13 protein-coding genes are annotated in these 16,377 nt (G+C 40.6%); 6 read left to right on the forward strand and 7 right to left on the reverse strand.

The genetic code is table 11. The features are described from left to right. Nucleotides 1-22 precede the first annotated feature (22 nt). Nucleotides 23-2,302, reverse strand: coding sequence for a penicillin-binding protein 1B (mrcB, locus tag CXF93_RS13620; protein ID WP_101063029.1), 2,280 nt, complete (start codon nucleotides 2,300-2,302; stop codon nucleotides 23-25). A 450-nt stretch (nucleotides 2,303-2,752) separates the two neighbouring features. Here mrcB and CXF93_RS13625 point away from each other — a divergent pair, with 450 nt between their 5' ends. Further along, a complete protein-coding gene (locus CXF93_RS13625) occupies nucleotides 2,753-3,241 on the forward strand; it encodes a hypothetical protein (RefSeq protein WP_101063030.1) in 489 nt (162 codons plus the stop codon). A gap of 61 nt (nucleotides 3,242-3,302) precedes the next feature. Here CXF93_RS13625 and CXF93_RS13630 read toward each other — a convergent pair whose 3' ends face one another. The 5 genes from CXF93_RS13630 to CXF93_RS13650 all read right to left on the reverse strand — a co-directional run bounded on the left by CXF93_RS13630 (nucleotide 3,303) and on the right by CXF93_RS13650 (nucleotide 10,511). Next, nucleotides 3,303-4,529, reverse strand: a complete 1,227-nt coding sequence (locus CXF93_RS13630) for an OFA family MFS transporter (RefSeq protein WP_101063031.1) — start codon at nucleotides 4,527-4,529, stop codon at nucleotides 3,303-3,305. A 378-nt stretch (nucleotides 4,530-4,907) separates the two neighbouring features. Continuing rightward, the gene (locus tag CXF93_RS13635; RefSeq protein WP_101063032.1) at nucleotides 4,908-6,098 is read right to left on the reverse strand and encodes an amino acid aminotransferase; all 1,191 of its coding nucleotides are present in this window, start codon (nucleotides 6,096-6,098) and stop codon (nucleotides 4,908-4,910) included. Between the two features lie 226 nt (nucleotides 6,099-6,324). Beyond that, nucleotides 6,325-7,860 carry a Re/Si-specific NAD(P)(+) transhydrogenase subunit beta gene (gene pntB, locus CXF93_RS13640; protein ID WP_101063033.1) on the reverse strand — a complete coding sequence of 512 codons (1,536 nt, stop codon included), beginning with the start codon at nucleotides 7,858-7,860 and terminating at the stop codon, nucleotides 6,325-6,327. 11 nt (nucleotides 7,861-7,871) lie between these two features. After that, the gene (locus CXF93_RS13645; RefSeq protein ID WP_101063034.1) at nucleotides 7,872-9,413 is read right to left on the reverse strand and encodes a Re/Si-specific NAD(P)(+) transhydrogenase subunit alpha; all 1,542 of its coding nucleotides are present in this window, start codon (nucleotides 9,411-9,413) and stop codon (nucleotides 7,872-7,874) included. Nucleotides 9,414-10,055: 642 nt separating this feature from the next. Further along, nucleotides 10,056-10,511 (reverse strand): hypothetical protein, encoded by a 456-nt coding sequence (locus CXF93_RS13650; protein WP_101063035.1) that lies wholly within the window; start codon nucleotides 10,509-10,511, stop codon nucleotides 10,056-10,058. A 239-nt stretch (nucleotides 10,512-10,750) separates the two neighbouring features. Between CXF93_RS13650 and CXF93_RS13655 the strand changes: the two genes are divergently transcribed. The 4 genes from CXF93_RS13655 to CXF93_RS13670 all read left to right on the forward strand — a co-directional run bounded on the left by CXF93_RS13655 (nucleotide 10,751) and on the right by CXF93_RS13670 (nucleotide 14,207). Next, nucleotides 10,751-11,455, forward strand: coding sequence for a response regulator transcription factor (locus CXF93_RS13655; protein ID WP_101063036.1), 705 nt, complete (start codon nucleotides 10,751-10,753; stop codon nucleotides 11,453-11,455). Next, the gene (locus tag CXF93_RS13660) at nucleotides 11,445-12,911 is read left to right on the forward strand and encodes a cell wall metabolism sensor histidine kinase WalK (protein WP_232784211.1); all 1,467 of its coding nucleotides are present in this window, start codon (nucleotides 11,445-11,447) and stop codon (nucleotides 12,909-12,911) included. The genes CXF93_RS13655 and CXF93_RS13660 overlap by 11 nt, the downstream gene beginning before the upstream one ends. A gap of 206 nt (nucleotides 12,912-13,117) precedes the next feature. Beyond that, nucleotides 13,118-13,684 (forward strand): Crp/Fnr family transcriptional regulator, encoded by a 567-nt coding sequence (locus CXF93_RS13665; protein ID WP_101063037.1) that lies wholly within the window; start codon nucleotides 13,118-13,120, stop codon nucleotides 13,682-13,684. Nucleotides 13,685-13,754: 70 nt separating this feature from the next. Next, on the forward strand, nucleotides 13,755-14,207 hold the full coding sequence (locus tag CXF93_RS13670) for a GNAT family N-acetyltransferase (RefSeq protein ID WP_101063038.1): 453 nt from the start codon (nucleotides 13,755-13,757) through the stop codon (nucleotides 14,205-14,207). Nucleotides 14,208-14,243: 36 nt separating this feature from the next. Here the strand turns inward: CXF93_RS13670 and CXF93_RS13675 are convergent, their stop codons facing one another. Beyond that, complete coding sequence (locus CXF93_RS13675; protein ID WP_101063039.1) at nucleotides 14,244-15,086, reverse strand: mechanosensitive ion channel family protein; 843 nt, start codon at nucleotides 15,084-15,086, stop codon at nucleotides 14,244-14,246. Between the two features lie 422 nt (nucleotides 15,087-15,508). Between CXF93_RS13675 and CXF93_RS13680 the strand changes: the two genes are divergently transcribed. Beyond that, nucleotides 15,509-16,309 (forward strand): response regulator, encoded by an 801-nt coding sequence (locus tag CXF93_RS13680; protein ID WP_101063040.1) that lies wholly within the window; start codon nucleotides 15,509-15,511, stop codon nucleotides 16,307-16,309. Nucleotides 16,310-16,377 lie beyond the last annotated feature (68 nt).

The raw sequence follows: 16,377 nt of genomic DNA on the forward strand, positions 1-16,377 counted from the left end.
ATTAACAAATATTATTCAGCCATTATTCGACCAAGTCTCGGAACCACTCAATTACCCGTTTAACACCTTGGTTACAACGTAACTCAATTTCCGGTTCATACCCACTTATAAAGGGTAACGGAATAGAGTTAAGACAACTGCCTTGACTGCCTTGCCCAGTATCTTTGTCTACCCAGCCGACGGTAATATTTTGTGGTGGTAGGTTCTGGATTGGTAGCGTTGAACGTTGGCGAAAAATATCAGCCCAAACACGTAACGCACCACTTGAACCAGTAAGGCCAGTCGAGGCATTATCATCACGACCCATCCATACCACCGCCATCATGTCACCAGAGAATCCGGCAAACCAACTGTCTCTTAAGTTGTTCGTGGTGCCGGTTTTACCTGCAACTTCAAAATCAGGTAATAGCCATTCGAGTGCTCTGCCCGAGCCTTCATGCGTCACCGCTTGCATGGCATGGCGCAGCATATAAACCGAACCCGCATCAAAGCGTTTATCAACCGCTAACGGATAACTTTTAAGTACATCCCCCTTAGGATCAACAACCGCACTAATCGCCAGTAACGGTGTATAGAAGCCATCTGCAGATAAGGTCTGGTACATTTGCGCCACCGAAATTGGCGACATATCTACAGCACCTAAGGTAATAGCGGGTAGCTCAGGTACTTTTTGCTCTACGCCTAAGCGTCCGAGTGTATCTACAATTTTAGCTAAGCCAAGTTCATTGCCTAAACGTGCGGTCGATTGATTGTAAGACTTAGCTAGCGCGGTATATAACAGTACCTCACCGTGATCTTTTTTATCATAATTTTTCGGTGACCAAATATCACCATTGGGTAAAGACAGATTATATTCGTCATCACTAATCACAGTGGCCAGATTATACTGTTCTGGCTGTTCTAATGCGGTTAAATACACTGCAGGCTTGATTAACGACCCCACTTGACGTCTTGCATCAATAGCGCGATTAAAACCAGCAAAACGTGTATTAGCGCCACCGACGATAGCAATCACCGCGCCGGTATTTGGTCGGGTGATAACAACCGCACCTTCAAGTTTAGCACTCAATCCATCACGTTTATGTCTCGCAATAGCTTTAGTTAAACTTAATTCCGCACTGCTTTGCACCAGAGGATCAAAATGGGTGAAGATTGATAAGCCATTTTCACTTAAATCTTCAACTTTATAATCACGCTGTAATTGACGGCGCACCAAATCAAGATAAGCAGGGAATCGCTTAGTGCTACTAGCTGTTTGTTCACCCATACCTAATGGTTGTGCTTTTGCTGTCGCCGCTAATTCCGCATCCAAACGTCCTTCACGTACCGCTATATCCAGCACTAAATCTCGACGCTTCAGAGCACGTTCTGGATTACGCCATGGATTGTAATAACTTGCGCCACGCACTAATGCGACCAATAACGCTTGTTTATCAAGTGATAACTCGGCGAGTGATGTTTTGAAGTAATACTGGCTAGCTAAACCAAAACCATGAATAGCACGAGGCCCGTCTTGACCGAGGTAAATTTCGTTAATATAACCTTCTAGGATATCAGCCTTGGTAAAGTGCAACTCTAGCAGGATCGCCATTAAGGCTTCTTGCGCTTTACGGCTAAAAGTACGTTCTGAACTCAGGTAATAATTCTTCACCAGCTGTTGAGTCAGCGTTGACGCGCCTTGAGAAATACCACCTTGTTTGATATTCGCCACTAATGCACGGGCAATACCGCGCACTGAAATACCAAAATGCTCATAAAAGCTGTCATCTTCAACCGCCACCAGCATAGCTTGTAACGATTCCGGCACTTCAGAGAGTTGTACTAATAGGCGGTCTTCATTATGCGCAGGATAGATGCCACCAATAACCACAGGCTCTAAGCGTAATAACGCGGCATTATCATCGGTATCAAGCTTCGCCACTAAGCCATTTTTCACTGTCAGTAAAATGTTACGTGGTGGTTCGAGATCATCGCTAAATTGAAAACCAGGTGTATAGATATGAACCTGCTCGCCTTCTATATTGACTTGCCCTGGTTTTGTTGGGTATCCCACAAATTTGTAACCTAACAAGCCCAGTTCAGTTTTCAAGTCTGCAACCGTTAACGCAGCACCTTCATATAATTCAAGCGGACGCGCGTAAACCGTCGATGGGACCGCCCACTGATTTTCATCAAAAGTAGAGCGAATTATCACATCTAAATAAACCATTACCGCAATGCCAATAAACACAGGGATCAGCAATAATTTCCACCATAAACCTTTACGACTTTTAGTGTTATCGCCTTTTACTTTTTTACTCACAAGCACCTCTCATTGTCATTTATCCGTTAAACAACAACTTATTTAATCTATTAGTCAATACGGATAATACCACAGTAAATAAACGCCAAACGATATTAGACTGCAACGCATGCTGATTTCATAAAATACAAAACAATACTTTGAAACCAGTATTTAAAAGTCATATTTATAAAATAATTTCAGCTAAAAAATCAGATAAGAAATACGATTAATGCCACTTCAACCACTTTCAAATGAAAACACCAAGGGTTATATGGCAAAACCAACGATCTTCATTACGAGATCTGCTCACCTACACTAAACACAGTTAATTGCTATAACCTAAATAGCACTAAATTAGCGCTATTACTTAGATATCAGAATGATAATTAGTTCATATTATAGCGAAATCAGCTGTTAAGACTATGATTAAAAAAACACGTCAGAGTTCACATAAATTAAGGATCAACGATGAATAAATTAATTCCGCTCATTTTATCACTCAGTGCAATAGCAGTAACACCCGCCATCGCCAAGGATAAAACATCGGGTGATATCGACTTTTATCTCGGTGCTAAAACAGGTTATATCTATACCGCCTTTGATGAACTAGACCCTAAGATCCCTGCTACTTTTATGGTCGGTATTCAAAAAAGTGGTTTCGGTTTAGAATTTGAAGGTACTTTTGTCGATATGGATGAGAACGATGTTGATTTGGAATATGAGTCTTACGCTATCTACGGCACCTATCGTACACCTGGTAAATACTATGCAAGATTAAGAGCAGGCTATTTAGAAGAGACATTAAAATCAGATATAAATAAATGGGAAGAAGATGGGTTTTCTGGTGGTATTCAATTTGGTATGGAACTGGGAGATGCATTTAGTATCGAAGCGGGTTATACCGTTATCCAAGCTGATTTGAAGTATTTCACTATCGGCGGTAATGTACATTTCTAACAAAAAGGGATAGTCAATTGCTTGAGCTATCCCTTTGACACAAATTATTAAGCGCTAATGATTAAGCTTTAGCAGCTTTCAATTTGCCTTCTTCTTTTGCTAATACAGCTGCTTTATCCACTGGCTTAGTAAAGAATGCGATAACAGTAACTAAAACTAATAATGCTGAGAAAGCAAAATAAGTGTTGTTAGTTGAACCTGCAACCGTTGCTAAGAAACCACCGAAGAAACCAGACACACCCCATGAAGAATAAAGGATACCGAAGTTAGTGCCGTAAGTTTTTAGACCGTAGTTATCAGCAGTGATCGTTGGGAATACACTTAATAGTGCACCGTACGACATCGCACCGATTGCAATTGCAAACATTAGTGGGATTTGCGTTGTAATTGTCGTAAAGAATGCCATGTTACCAGCTTGTAGCATGAATACTAAAGCAAGGGTATTAACACGACCAATCTTATCAGAAACTAAACCACCAACAACACGACCACCGGTGTTGAAAATTGCAAGTAGTACAACACTGAATGCGATTTGCTCAGGTGTTAGACCAATTGATTGACTGATGTTACCAACAGAACCAATAAGCATGATACCTGCAGCAGCTGAAACCATGAACATTACCCATAACTGGTAAAATTGACGTGTTTTCAGCATTTGTTGCCAAGTCAGATTGATGTCATCACTTGACGCTGTCGCTTGCGCTTCAGATGCATCAGCAACATAACCAGCAGGTGGCGCTACAAGCAGTGATGCTAATGGAATTGCGATAGCTAAAAGACCAGCACCTAAGATTTTGAAGGTATCGTAGATACCATAGCTTTCAATTAGGCTTGTAGATAGTGGCGCTAGGTAAACAGAAGCAAGTCCGAAACCACCAGCAGTTAAACCACTTACTAGCCCTTTCTTACCTTTTGGCCACCATTTCATAGCACTAGGGCTAATACATGCGTATGCGAAACCGATACCGGCACCAACAATACCACCAAAGGTAAATTCAAGTTCAGTTAACGTTGTAGTATAACCTGAAGCAATAAGACCAAGACCAACTAGTGTTACACCAAGCATAGTCACTTTTTTAGGACCAATCTTGTCTTGTAAAATACCAGCAATAAGTAAACAAGTAGCAAATGTGAAAACTGCAATTTTATATGGTGATTTTACATCTGTAGCAGTCACGTTCAACGCTTCAGCTAGCGGTACAGTGAAAACACCCCATGCGTATAAGATACCAATTGTTAAGTTTATGCCGATACCAGCTAATAGGATTTGAAGTGGTTTATTACTCATTTTTGCCTCAAGATTACAAAGATTTCGGCAATTTACACGTTTTGTGATCTAGGTACAACTTTTAATTTAAAATATACTGAATATATTGGAATAAGCAGCTGTACATTAACTAAATGTAAAGAATAAATTACTTATAGAGTGATAATTAGACATTCTTAATATCAATTTGCAATAACGTGACGCTATTTTATATCGTCACGTTATTAAAAATGATTTTATGGTTATTTTACGGAACGCCTTAAACGCAAAATGAGCGCCGAAGCACTCATTTAATCATTCATTATATCAACAATTATCTATTGCTAGCTCTTAACTTATCACTGTTCCTATTTATTAAAAATAAGTAGTCGTTAAGTAAGTCGTAGTTAATAGTAATAGTTAAAGCACAGCTGCAATCGCTTTACATAGTGGCTGCATGTTGTTTTTAGTCATACCAGCAACACTGATACGGCCAGAACCAACGATGTAAACAGCATGCTCATCTTTCAACGTAGCAACTTGCTCTTTTGTTAGACCAGAGAATGAGAACATGCCGTTTTGACGAGTAATAAAGCTATAGTCGCCAGTCACACCCATCTCAGCCAGAGTTGCTACAAATAGCTCGCGCATTTCGTTAATACGTACACGCATCTCAGCTACTTCTGCAATCCATTGATTACGTAATACTTCATCATCAAGAATAAGCGCAACAATAGCAGCACCATGTGCCGGTGGATTCGAATAGTTTGCACGAATACCAGATTTGATTTGGCTAAATGCAGCAACTGCAACAGTTGGATCTTTTGCTACTAGCGTTAAACCACCAACACGTTCGTTGTAAAGACCAAAGTTCTTAGAGAATGAGTTAGCGACTAATAGTTCTTCACAGTGCTCGGCGAATACACGCAGACCAGCCGCATCTTCTTCTACACCCGTAGCAAAACCTTGGTATGCAAAATCAAATAAAGGTAATAGTTTTTTGTTCGCACACAGTTGCGCTAGCGTAGTCCACTGCTCAAGCGTTGGATCGATACCAGTTGGGTTATGACAGCAACCGTGGAAAAGTACTACATCACCCGCTTCAGCTTCAGCTAAAGACGCTAACATGGCATTAAAATCTAACCCGCGCGTTTCTGCATCGTAGTAAGCATACTGTTCAACTTCAAGGCCAGCGGTACTAAATACATTACCGTGATTCGCCCATGTTGGGTTACTTACCCAAATACGATCACTGGTTAAATGACTTTTGATAAAATCGGCAGCTGTACGTAGTGCACCAGTACCACCCGGCGCTTGTGCTGTAATTGCACGTTGCTGAGTAACCACATCGCTATCGGCACCAAATAATAATTTTTGTACTGCAGACGCATACGCTTTATAGCCTTCAATACTTAAATAGCTTTTGCTTTTCTCTTCATCAATTAGCTTTTGTTCTGCTAATTTAACGGATTTTAGGATAGGAGTTTGACCTGTTTCATCTTTATAAATACCTACACCTAAGTTAATTTTTTCGGCGCGTGGATCTTTAGCGAATGCTTCAGTTAAACCTAAAATTGGATCTGCTGCTGCTGTAACGATTTTCTCAAACATGGTATTCCCTATCTGTTTGTAATTAAACTACGTATTAAAACTAAGATTCCACTTATTTATACCATCACAATCCCTAAATTAATAGTAATGTGACGAAAAAATCACAGAGATATAAGAAATAAATACGACGACGAATTATCCCTTATTTCAAAACAAAAAAAGGAGCCTTTCGGCTCCTTCTATCTTCAAAATATCTTGTATCATTTAACCGATACTGACAGTGCAATTACATTGCTTTGAAGATCTCTTCTACGCTTTCTTTAGCATCGCCAAACAGCATAGTTGTATTCTCTTTGAAGAATAATGGGTTTTGAACACCAGCATAACCTGTTGCCATACTACGCTTGAATACCACAACGTTCGTTGCGTTCCAAACTTCGAGTACTGGCATACCTGAGATTGGCGAGTTTTCTTCTTTCGCTGCAGGGTTGACCGTATCATTGGCACCGATTACAAGTACAGTATCAGTAGTATGGAAGTCATCATTGATTTCATCCATTTCTAATACGATATCGTAAGGTACTTTTGCTTCAGCAAGTAATACGTTCATGTGACCAGGTAAACGACCCGCTACAGGGTGAATACCAAAACGTACATCAATACCGGCATCACGTAATTTCTTAGTGATTGCGAATACAGGATACTGTGCTTGAGCAACAGCCATACCATAACCAGGAGTGATAATTACACGCTTAGAGTTCATCAACATTTCAGCAACTTCAGCTGCAGATGTTTCAACGTGAACACCTTGCTCTTCATCACCTGTAGGTGCGATAACATCGTTACCAAAGCCACCAGCAATAACAGAGATAAACGAACGGTTCATCGCTTTACACATTACATAACTTAAGATTGCACCTGAAGAACCTACTAGCGCACCCGTTACGATTAACAGATCATTTCCTAAGATAAGACCTGTAGCCGCACCAGCCCAACCAGAATAAGAGTTAAGCATAGATACAACAACTGGCATATCTGCGCCACCAATTGATAGTACTAAATGCGCACCAAATACAATGGCAATAATACTCATGATGACTAACGCCGCAGTGTCGCCGTCAAGACCAGCACCAACAAACGAGAACATAAGGTAAACGATAACAAGCAATGCTGCTAAGTTCATTTTATGGCGGTGTGGTAACATTAATGCGCTCGATTTAACACGACCGTTTAATTTACCCCAAGCAACTAATGAACCAACAAATGTAACGATACCAATAAATACGCCTAGGAAGATCAACGTTAAGTGAATACTTAACATTACTGGTTCAGTAATACTGTGTTCGATATAACTGTTGTAGCCGATGAATACTGCCGCTAAACCACCGAAGCTGTTTAGGATAGCAACCATTTCAGGCATTTCAGTCATCGCAACTTTGTTTGCCCAGCGTACACCAAATGCACCACCAGCAAGCATAGCGGCAATGATATAGCCGATGTTTGTTACGTCGCTGCTAAATAATGTTGCAACAACCGCTACAATCATACCTAGAATACCAACGAAAATACCTTGCTGTGCAGTTTCTTGCTTTGATAGTGCAGCAAGAGCAAGTACGAATAGTACCGCAGCAGCGATATAAGCCGCTTCCAAAATACCTTTACCATTTGTTGCAACAACAACATCTTGTACAACTTGAACAACAGCTGGCGCTTGCTCTACAACAGCTGATTGTGCCACTTGCGCAGCTTGGGTTGCTGCATCTACTGCTACTTGCGCTGCGTTAATCGCAGTTTGTGCAGCATCAATTGATTCTTGAGACATTATAAAAATCCTTATTTACGGAACATTTTCAGCATACGCTCAGTAACGGCAAAACCACCGGCGATGTTGATAGTGGCAATAAATGTGCCGAGGAATGCGAGGAAGGTAACAAGACCGCTCTCTGCGCCCATTTGGAAGAAAGCACCAAGGATAACAATACCTGAAATAGCATTAGTTACACTCATAAGCGGTGTATGCAATGACGATGCAACGTCCCAAATCAGGTAATAACCAATCACACAAGCCAGTGCAAATACCATTAAGTGATTTAAGAATTCCGCTGGAACATAACTTGCTAACGCTGAATAAGCCCAGATACCGCCACCCGCTAGGATCGCTTTATAGATACCGGTTTTTTTCTTTTCAGGTTTCGCAGGCGCTGCTTTCACTTCTTCTTTTTTCGCTGCTTGAGGCGCAGCTGAAACTTGAATCGGTGGCGCAGGCCAAGTAATTTCACCGTCTTTAACGACCGTCACACCACGTTGAACAACATCATCAAAATTGATGCTCATTTCACCGTCTTTCTCTGGTGTTAATAGTTTAAGCAAGTTAACTAAGTTGGTACCGTAAAGCTGAGATGCTTGTGCAGGTAAACGACGAGCCATCTCGTTATAACCGATAACTTTAACGCCACCAGCGGTAGTAATAACTTGATCAACAACACTTGGTTCAACGTTACCGCCATTTACGGCAGCTAAATCGACAATCACACTACCCGCTTTCATCGCATCAACCATTTCTTGGCTAACAAGACGTGGCGCTGGACGACCTGGAATTAATGCAGTCGTAATAACGATATCAGCATCAGCAACTTGTTCAGCCAGCATTTTCTGCTCTTGAACTTTATAGTCGTCACTCATTACTTTCGCGTAACCATCACCTGAACCAGCAGATTCTTCAAAATCAACCGTTAAGAATTCAGCACCCAAACTAGTGATCTGTTCTTTCACTTCAGGGCGAGTATCGTAAGCGCGAACAATCGCACCTAGGCTACCAGCAGCGCCTACAGCAGCAAGACCAGCAACACCAGCACCAAGAATAAGTACTTTGGCAGGTGGTACTTTACCAGCCGCAGTGATTTGACCGGTAAAGAAACGACCAAATTCATTTGCAGATTCAATTACCGCACGGTAACCGGCGATATTAGCCATTGAGCTTAATGCATCAAGTGACTGTGAACGTGAGATACGAGGCACAGAGTCCATTGCTAAAACGTTAATTTCACGTTTTGCAAGCTTCTCTAGAAGTTCTTCATTTTGGGCTGGCCAAATGAAACTAATTAATGAAGTGCCTTTTTGTAATAACTTAATTTCTTTGTCATTTGCTGGCGCATTAACTTTAAGTACAATATCTGCAGCCCAAACTTCTTTGGTATCTGCCGAAATTGTTGCTCCAGCCGCTTCAAAAGTAGCGTCACTAAAACTAGATAGTTGGCCTGCATTGCTTTCAACCAACACAGAAAAACCTAATTTCTGTAACTGCTCAACAGTTGCTGGTGTAGCAGCAACTCGAGTTTCACCTTTGAGGCTCTCTCTTGGTATACCTATTTGCATCATCTGTTCCTGTCTGTTTCAACATCAAAGATAAAATACTACGTTCCATGTGTATCTCATTTAGCATGAGGTACGGAGAAGCATAAGTACAAAGTATCGGATTCAACCCATTCATAATAAAAATGAAATGGGTTATTTGTCACTAACGATTGTTCACAAAAATGTGACTTAACGCAACAACAATTTATTTAACCTTACCGCATTTCAAATTGAATATAGAATCTAAAATGTGGATTAAAAGTAAAATAAATTATTATGCAGCTCGAATTAGAGCATCTTTGAAGCGTGATTGACAAGGTTAAATTAGTTTAATCTTCAATGATTTACATGACCGAGCAAAGCGGGTTTCGTTTGAAATGAGAGTGGATATCGAAAGGTGGCAAAATGAAGAAATAATGCTATGAAATAAAAAGACATATGTTGTTACTTTTTATTATAAAGTGTCCTTTTTTCACATTCTAGCGATTTTGTTAGTAATTGATGGCTAATTTTACACCGCTATAGGTTAAATATTAATGCCTTTAAAATATGGATTCGATAATTAAACGGTCGTTTTAATGATGATTAATCAGCTGTGACTATCAAATCAAATGGTTTTACATATCAAACGGCGGTTCCAAAGGTGTTACCTCATCAGTGTTTTCACACCATTAAGGTGATATTTGCCGACCCTTTTAGCTGTTTGTCCTGAAACAGTAATAATGAATGAATATTACTGTCATAGTTGGCGACAGAGAACAATTCGATATGATGATGAGAAGACGCGATATTCATCCGTAAAAAACCATTGTGAATATGCCACTCACCTTTGAATTGATCTCCCTGCATTAATGGGCATAAAACCGCATCACGCGTTTGTAAACAATCTAATTTAGCCGCTTGACCACGGTAAGTTGTTTCTAGCCAATGCGAGTTCGCCACTTCAGGGTAGTCAAAGTCACGCTTACCTGATTCCCACAACACATATTCACCCGAGGTACGAATAAAGCGTGCTTCTTCATCAGAGATATCCAGCACGGATTCAGACTCCAGTTCGCCTTGTGTTTCAAGTTGATATAACAAAATTAATTTATCCGTTTCAGTTATCTGACCAAGCATGCTGTTACACTCTATCCGTGGGGTATAATTTAACGGTAGCCAAGATAAAATAAAATGCATGAATTAAGTGGCAGATGTATGATATGGATACAAACGGTTATAAGAAACCCAACGTAGATCGCACTAAATGAGGCTGAAATGCTTCGCCTTCGCAGTTGCTATACAACCTAATACAAAAATAGCTAAAAACACAAAATACAATAACTAAATATCGAATAGTATAAAGAGGTAAGGATACAATGGATACACATGTATTGGTGGTCGAAGACCAGCAGGATATCGCTAATTTAATTCGCATCAACCTAGAGATGATAGGCAACAAGGTCATTTGTTGTCACAACGCCAAGGATGCTTTTCAACAGCTAAGCGAACAGACCTTCCAACTTATCTTATTAGATCTCAATCTACCTGATATGGATGGACTCGATATCTGCAAAAAAATACGCGCGACTGACGCTATTGTGCCGATCATGATGTTAACTGCACGTACTGAAGAGCTCGACCGCGTACAGGGTCTGGAAGCTGGCGCAGATGATTACCTCGCTAAACCCTTTAGTGTTTTAGAATTACAAGCCCGCGTTAAAGCCCTACTGCGTCGCAGCAATGTGCAAGCCGCAAGTAATATCGCGCCAGAACGCATCAAGATTGCTGACCTCATCATAGATCAAGCAACACACAGCGTACGTAGAAACGACACGTTAATTACCCTCACCAGTACTGAGTTTTCGTTATTGTTGTTTTTAGCTAAATCGCCCGGTCGAGTCTATAGCAGAGAGCAGTTGCTAGCAGAAGTATGGGATTACCATCACGACTGTTATGAGCATACCGTTAACTCACATATGAATAGACTAAGAAACAAAATTGAGCCAAATCCAGCACAACCTACTTACATCAAAACAGTGTGGGGCGTTGGTTATAAACTGGAGGTCAGCGATGTCACATAGGTCTTTATTAGGGCAGATAACCTTCCCGTTAATTATTTTGTTTGTGATGATGGCGACGGGTTTGTTTGTTATTTACTGCGCGATCACCGATACCAACTCGGCGCGTGTAGAACAAACACTGCATAAAAATTTAGCCCAGCAAATCATTCATTATTCAGATGATTTACAGCAAGGTGAAATCAGCCGTTCGGCACTCAAACCCGCCTTTCACAGCTTGATGCTGCTTGGTCCCAGTTATGAAATATACATCACGGATAACCGCGGCCAGCTATTAGTGTATGCAGCTGAACCCAATAAGATAAAACGTAATATCATTGACGTAAAACCGCTAGAACGTTTTATTAAAGGCGCTAATTACCCTCTTTATGCGGATAACCCAAGAAGCCCTGATAAACAGAAACTATTTTCATCCGCACCGATATTCAAAAATAGCCAGCAAATTGGTTATGTGTTTGTGATCCTCGGCGGTGATAAGTACGACAGTATTGTCAAGAACTTAGCATTCGACAGCGACATGTATAAGATCCTTGCTGCTTTGATTATATTCTTTGCCCTCGCTTTTGCGCTATTGGTGTTTATTTTTGCACGACTGGTTCGCCCTATCAGTCAGCTAGACAAAGATATGACCAGCTTCGTGAATAGTGACTTCACTACGCTCTCTAATTCGACACCCGATCAATATGCCGCCAATGAAATTATCAATCTGCATAACAATTTTGGCTCATTAGAAAGTAAGATCAATAAACAACTGACACAGATAAAATCAACCGAACAACTGCGTCGGGAAATGCTGTCACATATCTCCCATGATTTGAAAACGCCACTGGCGTCATTGAAAGGTTATCTGGAAACCTGGTTATTACAATATCCAGAAGCTGCAGGCAGTGACTTTATCCAAGTGGCACAGAAGAATGCCAATCAGTTACAACGCCTTGTCGAGCAGATCATTGAGCTCGCTCAGTTAGACAGTAATACCGTTAGCTTATATCAGGAGCCAGTGGCGGTCGCAGAACTGGCGCAGGACGTATTGAGTAAATTTCAGCTGCAAGCACAGCAAAAAAATATCACTCTGTCTGTAGAGCCTAAAGACCCTAGCCTGCAAGCCATTGCCGATATCGCCAAGTTGGAGCGGGTACTAACTAACTTAGTTGATAATGCGCTAAGGCATTGCCAGTCAGGCGACAGTATTAAGATCCAACTGCAGCCTAAAGATAATCAACTTATCATTAGTATCACGGATTCTGGTGTTGGGATCCCTAAAGAAGATGTTGACCATATTTTTGATGCGCATTTTAGAGCGAAAAATACCGTCAATGGCCAACAAGGGAATTCAGGGTTAGGACTAGCTATCGTGGCGAAACTACTGTCCTTGCACCATGCTAATATTTCGGTATCGAGTGTATTAAGCCAAGGCACTACATTTAGCTTTATCTTGCCAACAAACCCAACGCTATAACCCTACGTTATAAATAGAGCTGCAGCTTAGTCGCTATTGGCTAGGCTGCAGAAGTTTAGAGCATTATCAATGTTGCAGCTGAAGATGTACCTGTAAACACGTTAACCTATTTCGCAATGGAAATAGACAACAGCAGCGAGTTCATTTTATTATAGTGCCAAACCTAAATTGATTAAGCTTTGGTACCTTCTAACTTAAAGGATCTCATGAACCCGACCTTCATTAAGCAATTAGAACAAAATGAATTCACGGCCTTAGATATTGATATATTAACTCGTGTTGCAAAACCATTAGTACTTCCCGCTCAACATGTATTGTTGAACCAAGGCGAAGTTTCTGACTCGTTTTATTTCATTTTAGAAGGTACCTGCCATGCTTGTTATATTACTGAGCAAGGTAAGCAATTTAGTAAAGAATTCTATTGGGAACAGGATTGGATAATTGGCTTTGAATCCCTCGTAAAGGGGCTTCCTTCGCCATATTTGGTGGAAACTTTAACTGCAACAGTACTACTTTGTTTACCCATTTCCTCTGTTCAGGAGTGGCGAAATAAGTCACATCCTTTATATATTAAGTTACTAGAAACACAACTGATGTATAAAGAAAATAAAGAGCGCTTCATGCTACATACGCCCAAAGAGCGATACGAAATATTCTGTCGAGACTTCCCTCTGCTACTCACACGACTAAATGATTACCAGATTGCAGCTTATCTTGGGATCACTCATGTCAGCTTAAGTCGTATTAAAACTAGAATAAAAGATAATAATTAACATAAGTTAACGATAATACCAGCCTGAGTTGCTAAATTTTATCCAAATACTCAACACTTAGGATAAATAAATGATTATTTGGCAAACGCTTCCTTTTAATAAACTCTCCACATTACAGTTTCATGAGCTTATCAAGCTAAGAATAAATATTTTTGTTGTAGAACAGACCTGCCCTTATCCAGAGTTAGATGACAAAGATATCATTGACGATGTATATCACCTTGTAGGATCACAAAACGACGAGATTATTGCATGTGCAAGGTTACTCCCTGCTGGCATATCTTATGAAAATGTCAGCTTAGGGCGCGTTGCTACGAAAGAAACAGCTCGCGGAAATGGTCTTGGCCATCAACTGATTATAGAAGCATTGAAACAATGTGAACAGCATTGGCCAGGTAAAACTATTGATATTGGAGCACAAGAATACTTACAAACCTTCTACCAAAACCACGGATTTAAACCTATTTCAGAAGTGTATATGGAAGACGGTATCCCACACATTGATATGCGTTTAAATAAATAATGATCCCATTAGCTAGGCCACAGTATGCTGCTGTGCTTAAGCCGTTTCTGACAATAACCGTACTTCACGTTGTGGAAACGGTATGGTTATTCCGTCTTGTTTCAATGCCTGAAACATCTTTAGGTTCGCGCTGTATTTCACTTCATAATAGTTTTGTGTCGGCACCCAGAAACGTACACCCAAATTGATTGAGCTATCGCCAAAGGCTTCAATGCCAATTTGCGCAGCGGGCTCTTTGGCTACTGCATCTATGCGATCCAGCGCAGTTCGCAACGTGGCAATTGCCTGTTCTGGATCGTCGCTGTAGCTAATGCCAATCGAGGATTCCACCAACATATACTCAAAGGAGTTATGCAAAATTTCACCAACGATGTGCTTGTTAGGGATCCTGATCTCTTCACCCTCTTCATTCGTAAGGATGGTCATCCCGAGGGTGATCTCCTTCGTCACACCAATGACACCCTGGATTTTGACGGTATTACCGACCACAAACGGACGAGTTAGAATAATGGTAACCCCAGCAGCATAGTTTGACAGCATCCCCTGTAGGGCCAAACCAGCACCCAATGCCAAGGCACCGACTGCAGCAATAAACGGCGCTACACTGATCCCAAGTTTGCCCAACGCGATAACCGCGACCATCACAATGACGAGTATGCGCACAACGTTGGAAATAAACCCGCTCAGCGTGACATCAACATCATGCTTTACACACAGGGCAGCAATAAAGCGTTGCACTTTACTGGCCAGCCACAAGCCGATGATAAAGATAATCATCGCCCCTAAAATCTGGAAACTGTATTGCACCACAAACTCAGTGAGCATGGTGTACACACTCTGTAGTTGTTCGAACTCTTGTTGTAACGCGGTCTCGTCCATAGTTTCGTCCTTTAATTCCCTGAATAATGATATTATTTGCTAATCCGTATTGGCGTTCGATCTATTGCGTTTATGTCTTGGATTTTAATTACAATCAACACTATCAAGTTTATCATCCATTACAAATGGATATGGCTAAATAATCGATCTCAATCAAATAAAATTAGAACCCTATTAAGCCCTATAAATCATCCTCGTAAACTACGCCCTAAATAGTTAACCAGCTCAGAGTTTTATTCATATAGGCTGTAGAATAAAGAATATCACCATAACAATAAATATCGGCAATCAAGGTCTCTTTTCATCACAGTAAAACTAGACTCTTGTGCCAAGTCAGGATATTTTATATCAGGTTAATTGGCGATATTCATCATGGCATTAGTTAATTAGTAGTAATATAAAATTATATAACAAGGAATAATATGAGTCTTGAAGTTCGTGATCTGTCTATTTTATTAATTGAGCCTTCTAGTACACAACGTAGATTTATCACTACACAATTGCAGGATGCTGGTGTTGATAACATCGAAAGTGTTGTCTCTCTTGAGCAGGCAAAGCAGAGTTTAACGGGGTTTATTCCCGATTTAATCATTAGCGCGATGTATTTTGAAGATGGCTCAGGCGCTGAGTTAGCCGAATTAGTTAAATCAAATCAACTCACTGAAAATATCGCCTTTATGCTCATCTCCAGCGAACAACGTTTCTCAGTGTTAGATAAAGTAAAACAAGCTGGCGCGGTGGCTATTTTACCTAAACCATTTAAGTTTGTTGATTTGCAACGCGCGTTAAATGCCACGCTTAGCTATATCGAACCAGAAGAAATGGAATTAGATTTATACGATGTAACAGCATTAAGCATCTTGGTTGTTGATGATAGCTTAACCGCAAGAAAACACATTTGCCGGGTATTAAACAGTATGGGTATTGTCGGTGTTACGACTGCCGAAAATGGCGTCGAAGCGCTAGAGTATTTGGCACAAAACACCTTCGATTTGATCGTTACCGACTACAATATGCCTGAAATGGACGGTAAGGAATTAGTTGAAAAAATCAGATTGAATCCGGAATTAGCTAACCTACCGATTATAATGGTAACGTCTGAAGAAGGCAGCGCCCAATTATCGGCAGTCAAGCAAGCTGGCGTCTCTGCGCTATGCGATAAACCATTTGATATTGATACGGTAAGAATGCTTGTTAAGCAGTTGTTAAACGAAGAAGATTAATAAGCAGTCATGAAGAAAAAAGTGACGAGTATTGAGACATTATTATAGCGATATAAGTACTTATTCTG

The organism is Moritella sp. Urea-trap-13 (assembly GCF_002836355.1).
Classification (GTDB): domain Bacteria; phylum Pseudomonadota; class Gammaproteobacteria; order Enterobacterales; family Moritellaceae; genus Moritella.

What these genes read in the sequence shown, in the direction of transcription:
- CXF93_RS13625 (WP_101063030.1), top strand. Translation starts at nt 2,753, where the DNA reads ATGAATAAATTAATTCCGCTCATTTTATCACTCAGTGCAATAGCAGTA.
- CXF93_RS13630 (WP_101063031.1), bottom strand. Translation starts at nt 4,529, where the DNA reads ATGAGTAATAAACCACTTCAAATCCTATTAGCTGGTATCGGCATAAAC.
- CXF93_RS13635 (WP_101063032.1), bottom strand. Translation starts at nt 6,098, where the DNA reads ATGTTTGAGAAAATCGTTACAGCAGCAGCAGATCCAATTTTAGGTTTA.
- pntB (WP_101063033.1), bottom strand. Translation starts at nt 7,860, where the DNA reads ATGTCTCAAGAATCAATTGATGCTGCACAAACTGCGATTAACGCAGCG.
- CXF93_RS13645 (WP_101063034.1), bottom strand. Translation starts at nt 9,413, where the DNA reads ATGCAAATAGGTATACCAAGAGAGAGCCTCAAAGGTGAAACTCGAGTT.
- CXF93_RS13650 (WP_101063035.1), bottom strand. Translation starts at nt 10,511, where the DNA reads ATGCTTGGTCAGATAACTGAAACGGATAAATTAATTTTGTTATATCAA.
- CXF93_RS13655 (WP_101063036.1), top strand. Translation starts at nt 10,751, where the DNA reads ATGGATACACATGTATTGGTGGTCGAAGACCAGCAGGATATCGCTAAT.
- CXF93_RS13660 (WP_232784211.1), top strand. Translation starts at nt 11,445, where the DNA reads ATGTCACATAGGTCTTTATTAGGGCAGATAACCTTCCCGTTAATTATT.
- CXF93_RS13665 (WP_101063037.1), top strand. Translation starts at nt 13,118, where the DNA reads ATGAACCCGACCTTCATTAAGCAATTAGAACAAAATGAATTCACGGCC.
- CXF93_RS13670 (WP_101063038.1), top strand. Translation starts at nt 13,755, where the DNA reads ATGATTATTTGGCAAACGCTTCCTTTTAATAAACTCTCCACATTACAG.
- CXF93_RS13675 (WP_101063039.1), bottom strand. Translation starts at nt 15,086, where the DNA reads ATGGACGAGACCGCGTTACAACAAGAGTTCGAACAACTACAGAGTGTG.
- CXF93_RS13680 (WP_101063040.1), top strand. Translation starts at nt 15,509, where the DNA reads ATGAGTCTTGAAGTTCGTGATCTGTCTATTTTATTAATTGAGCCTTCT.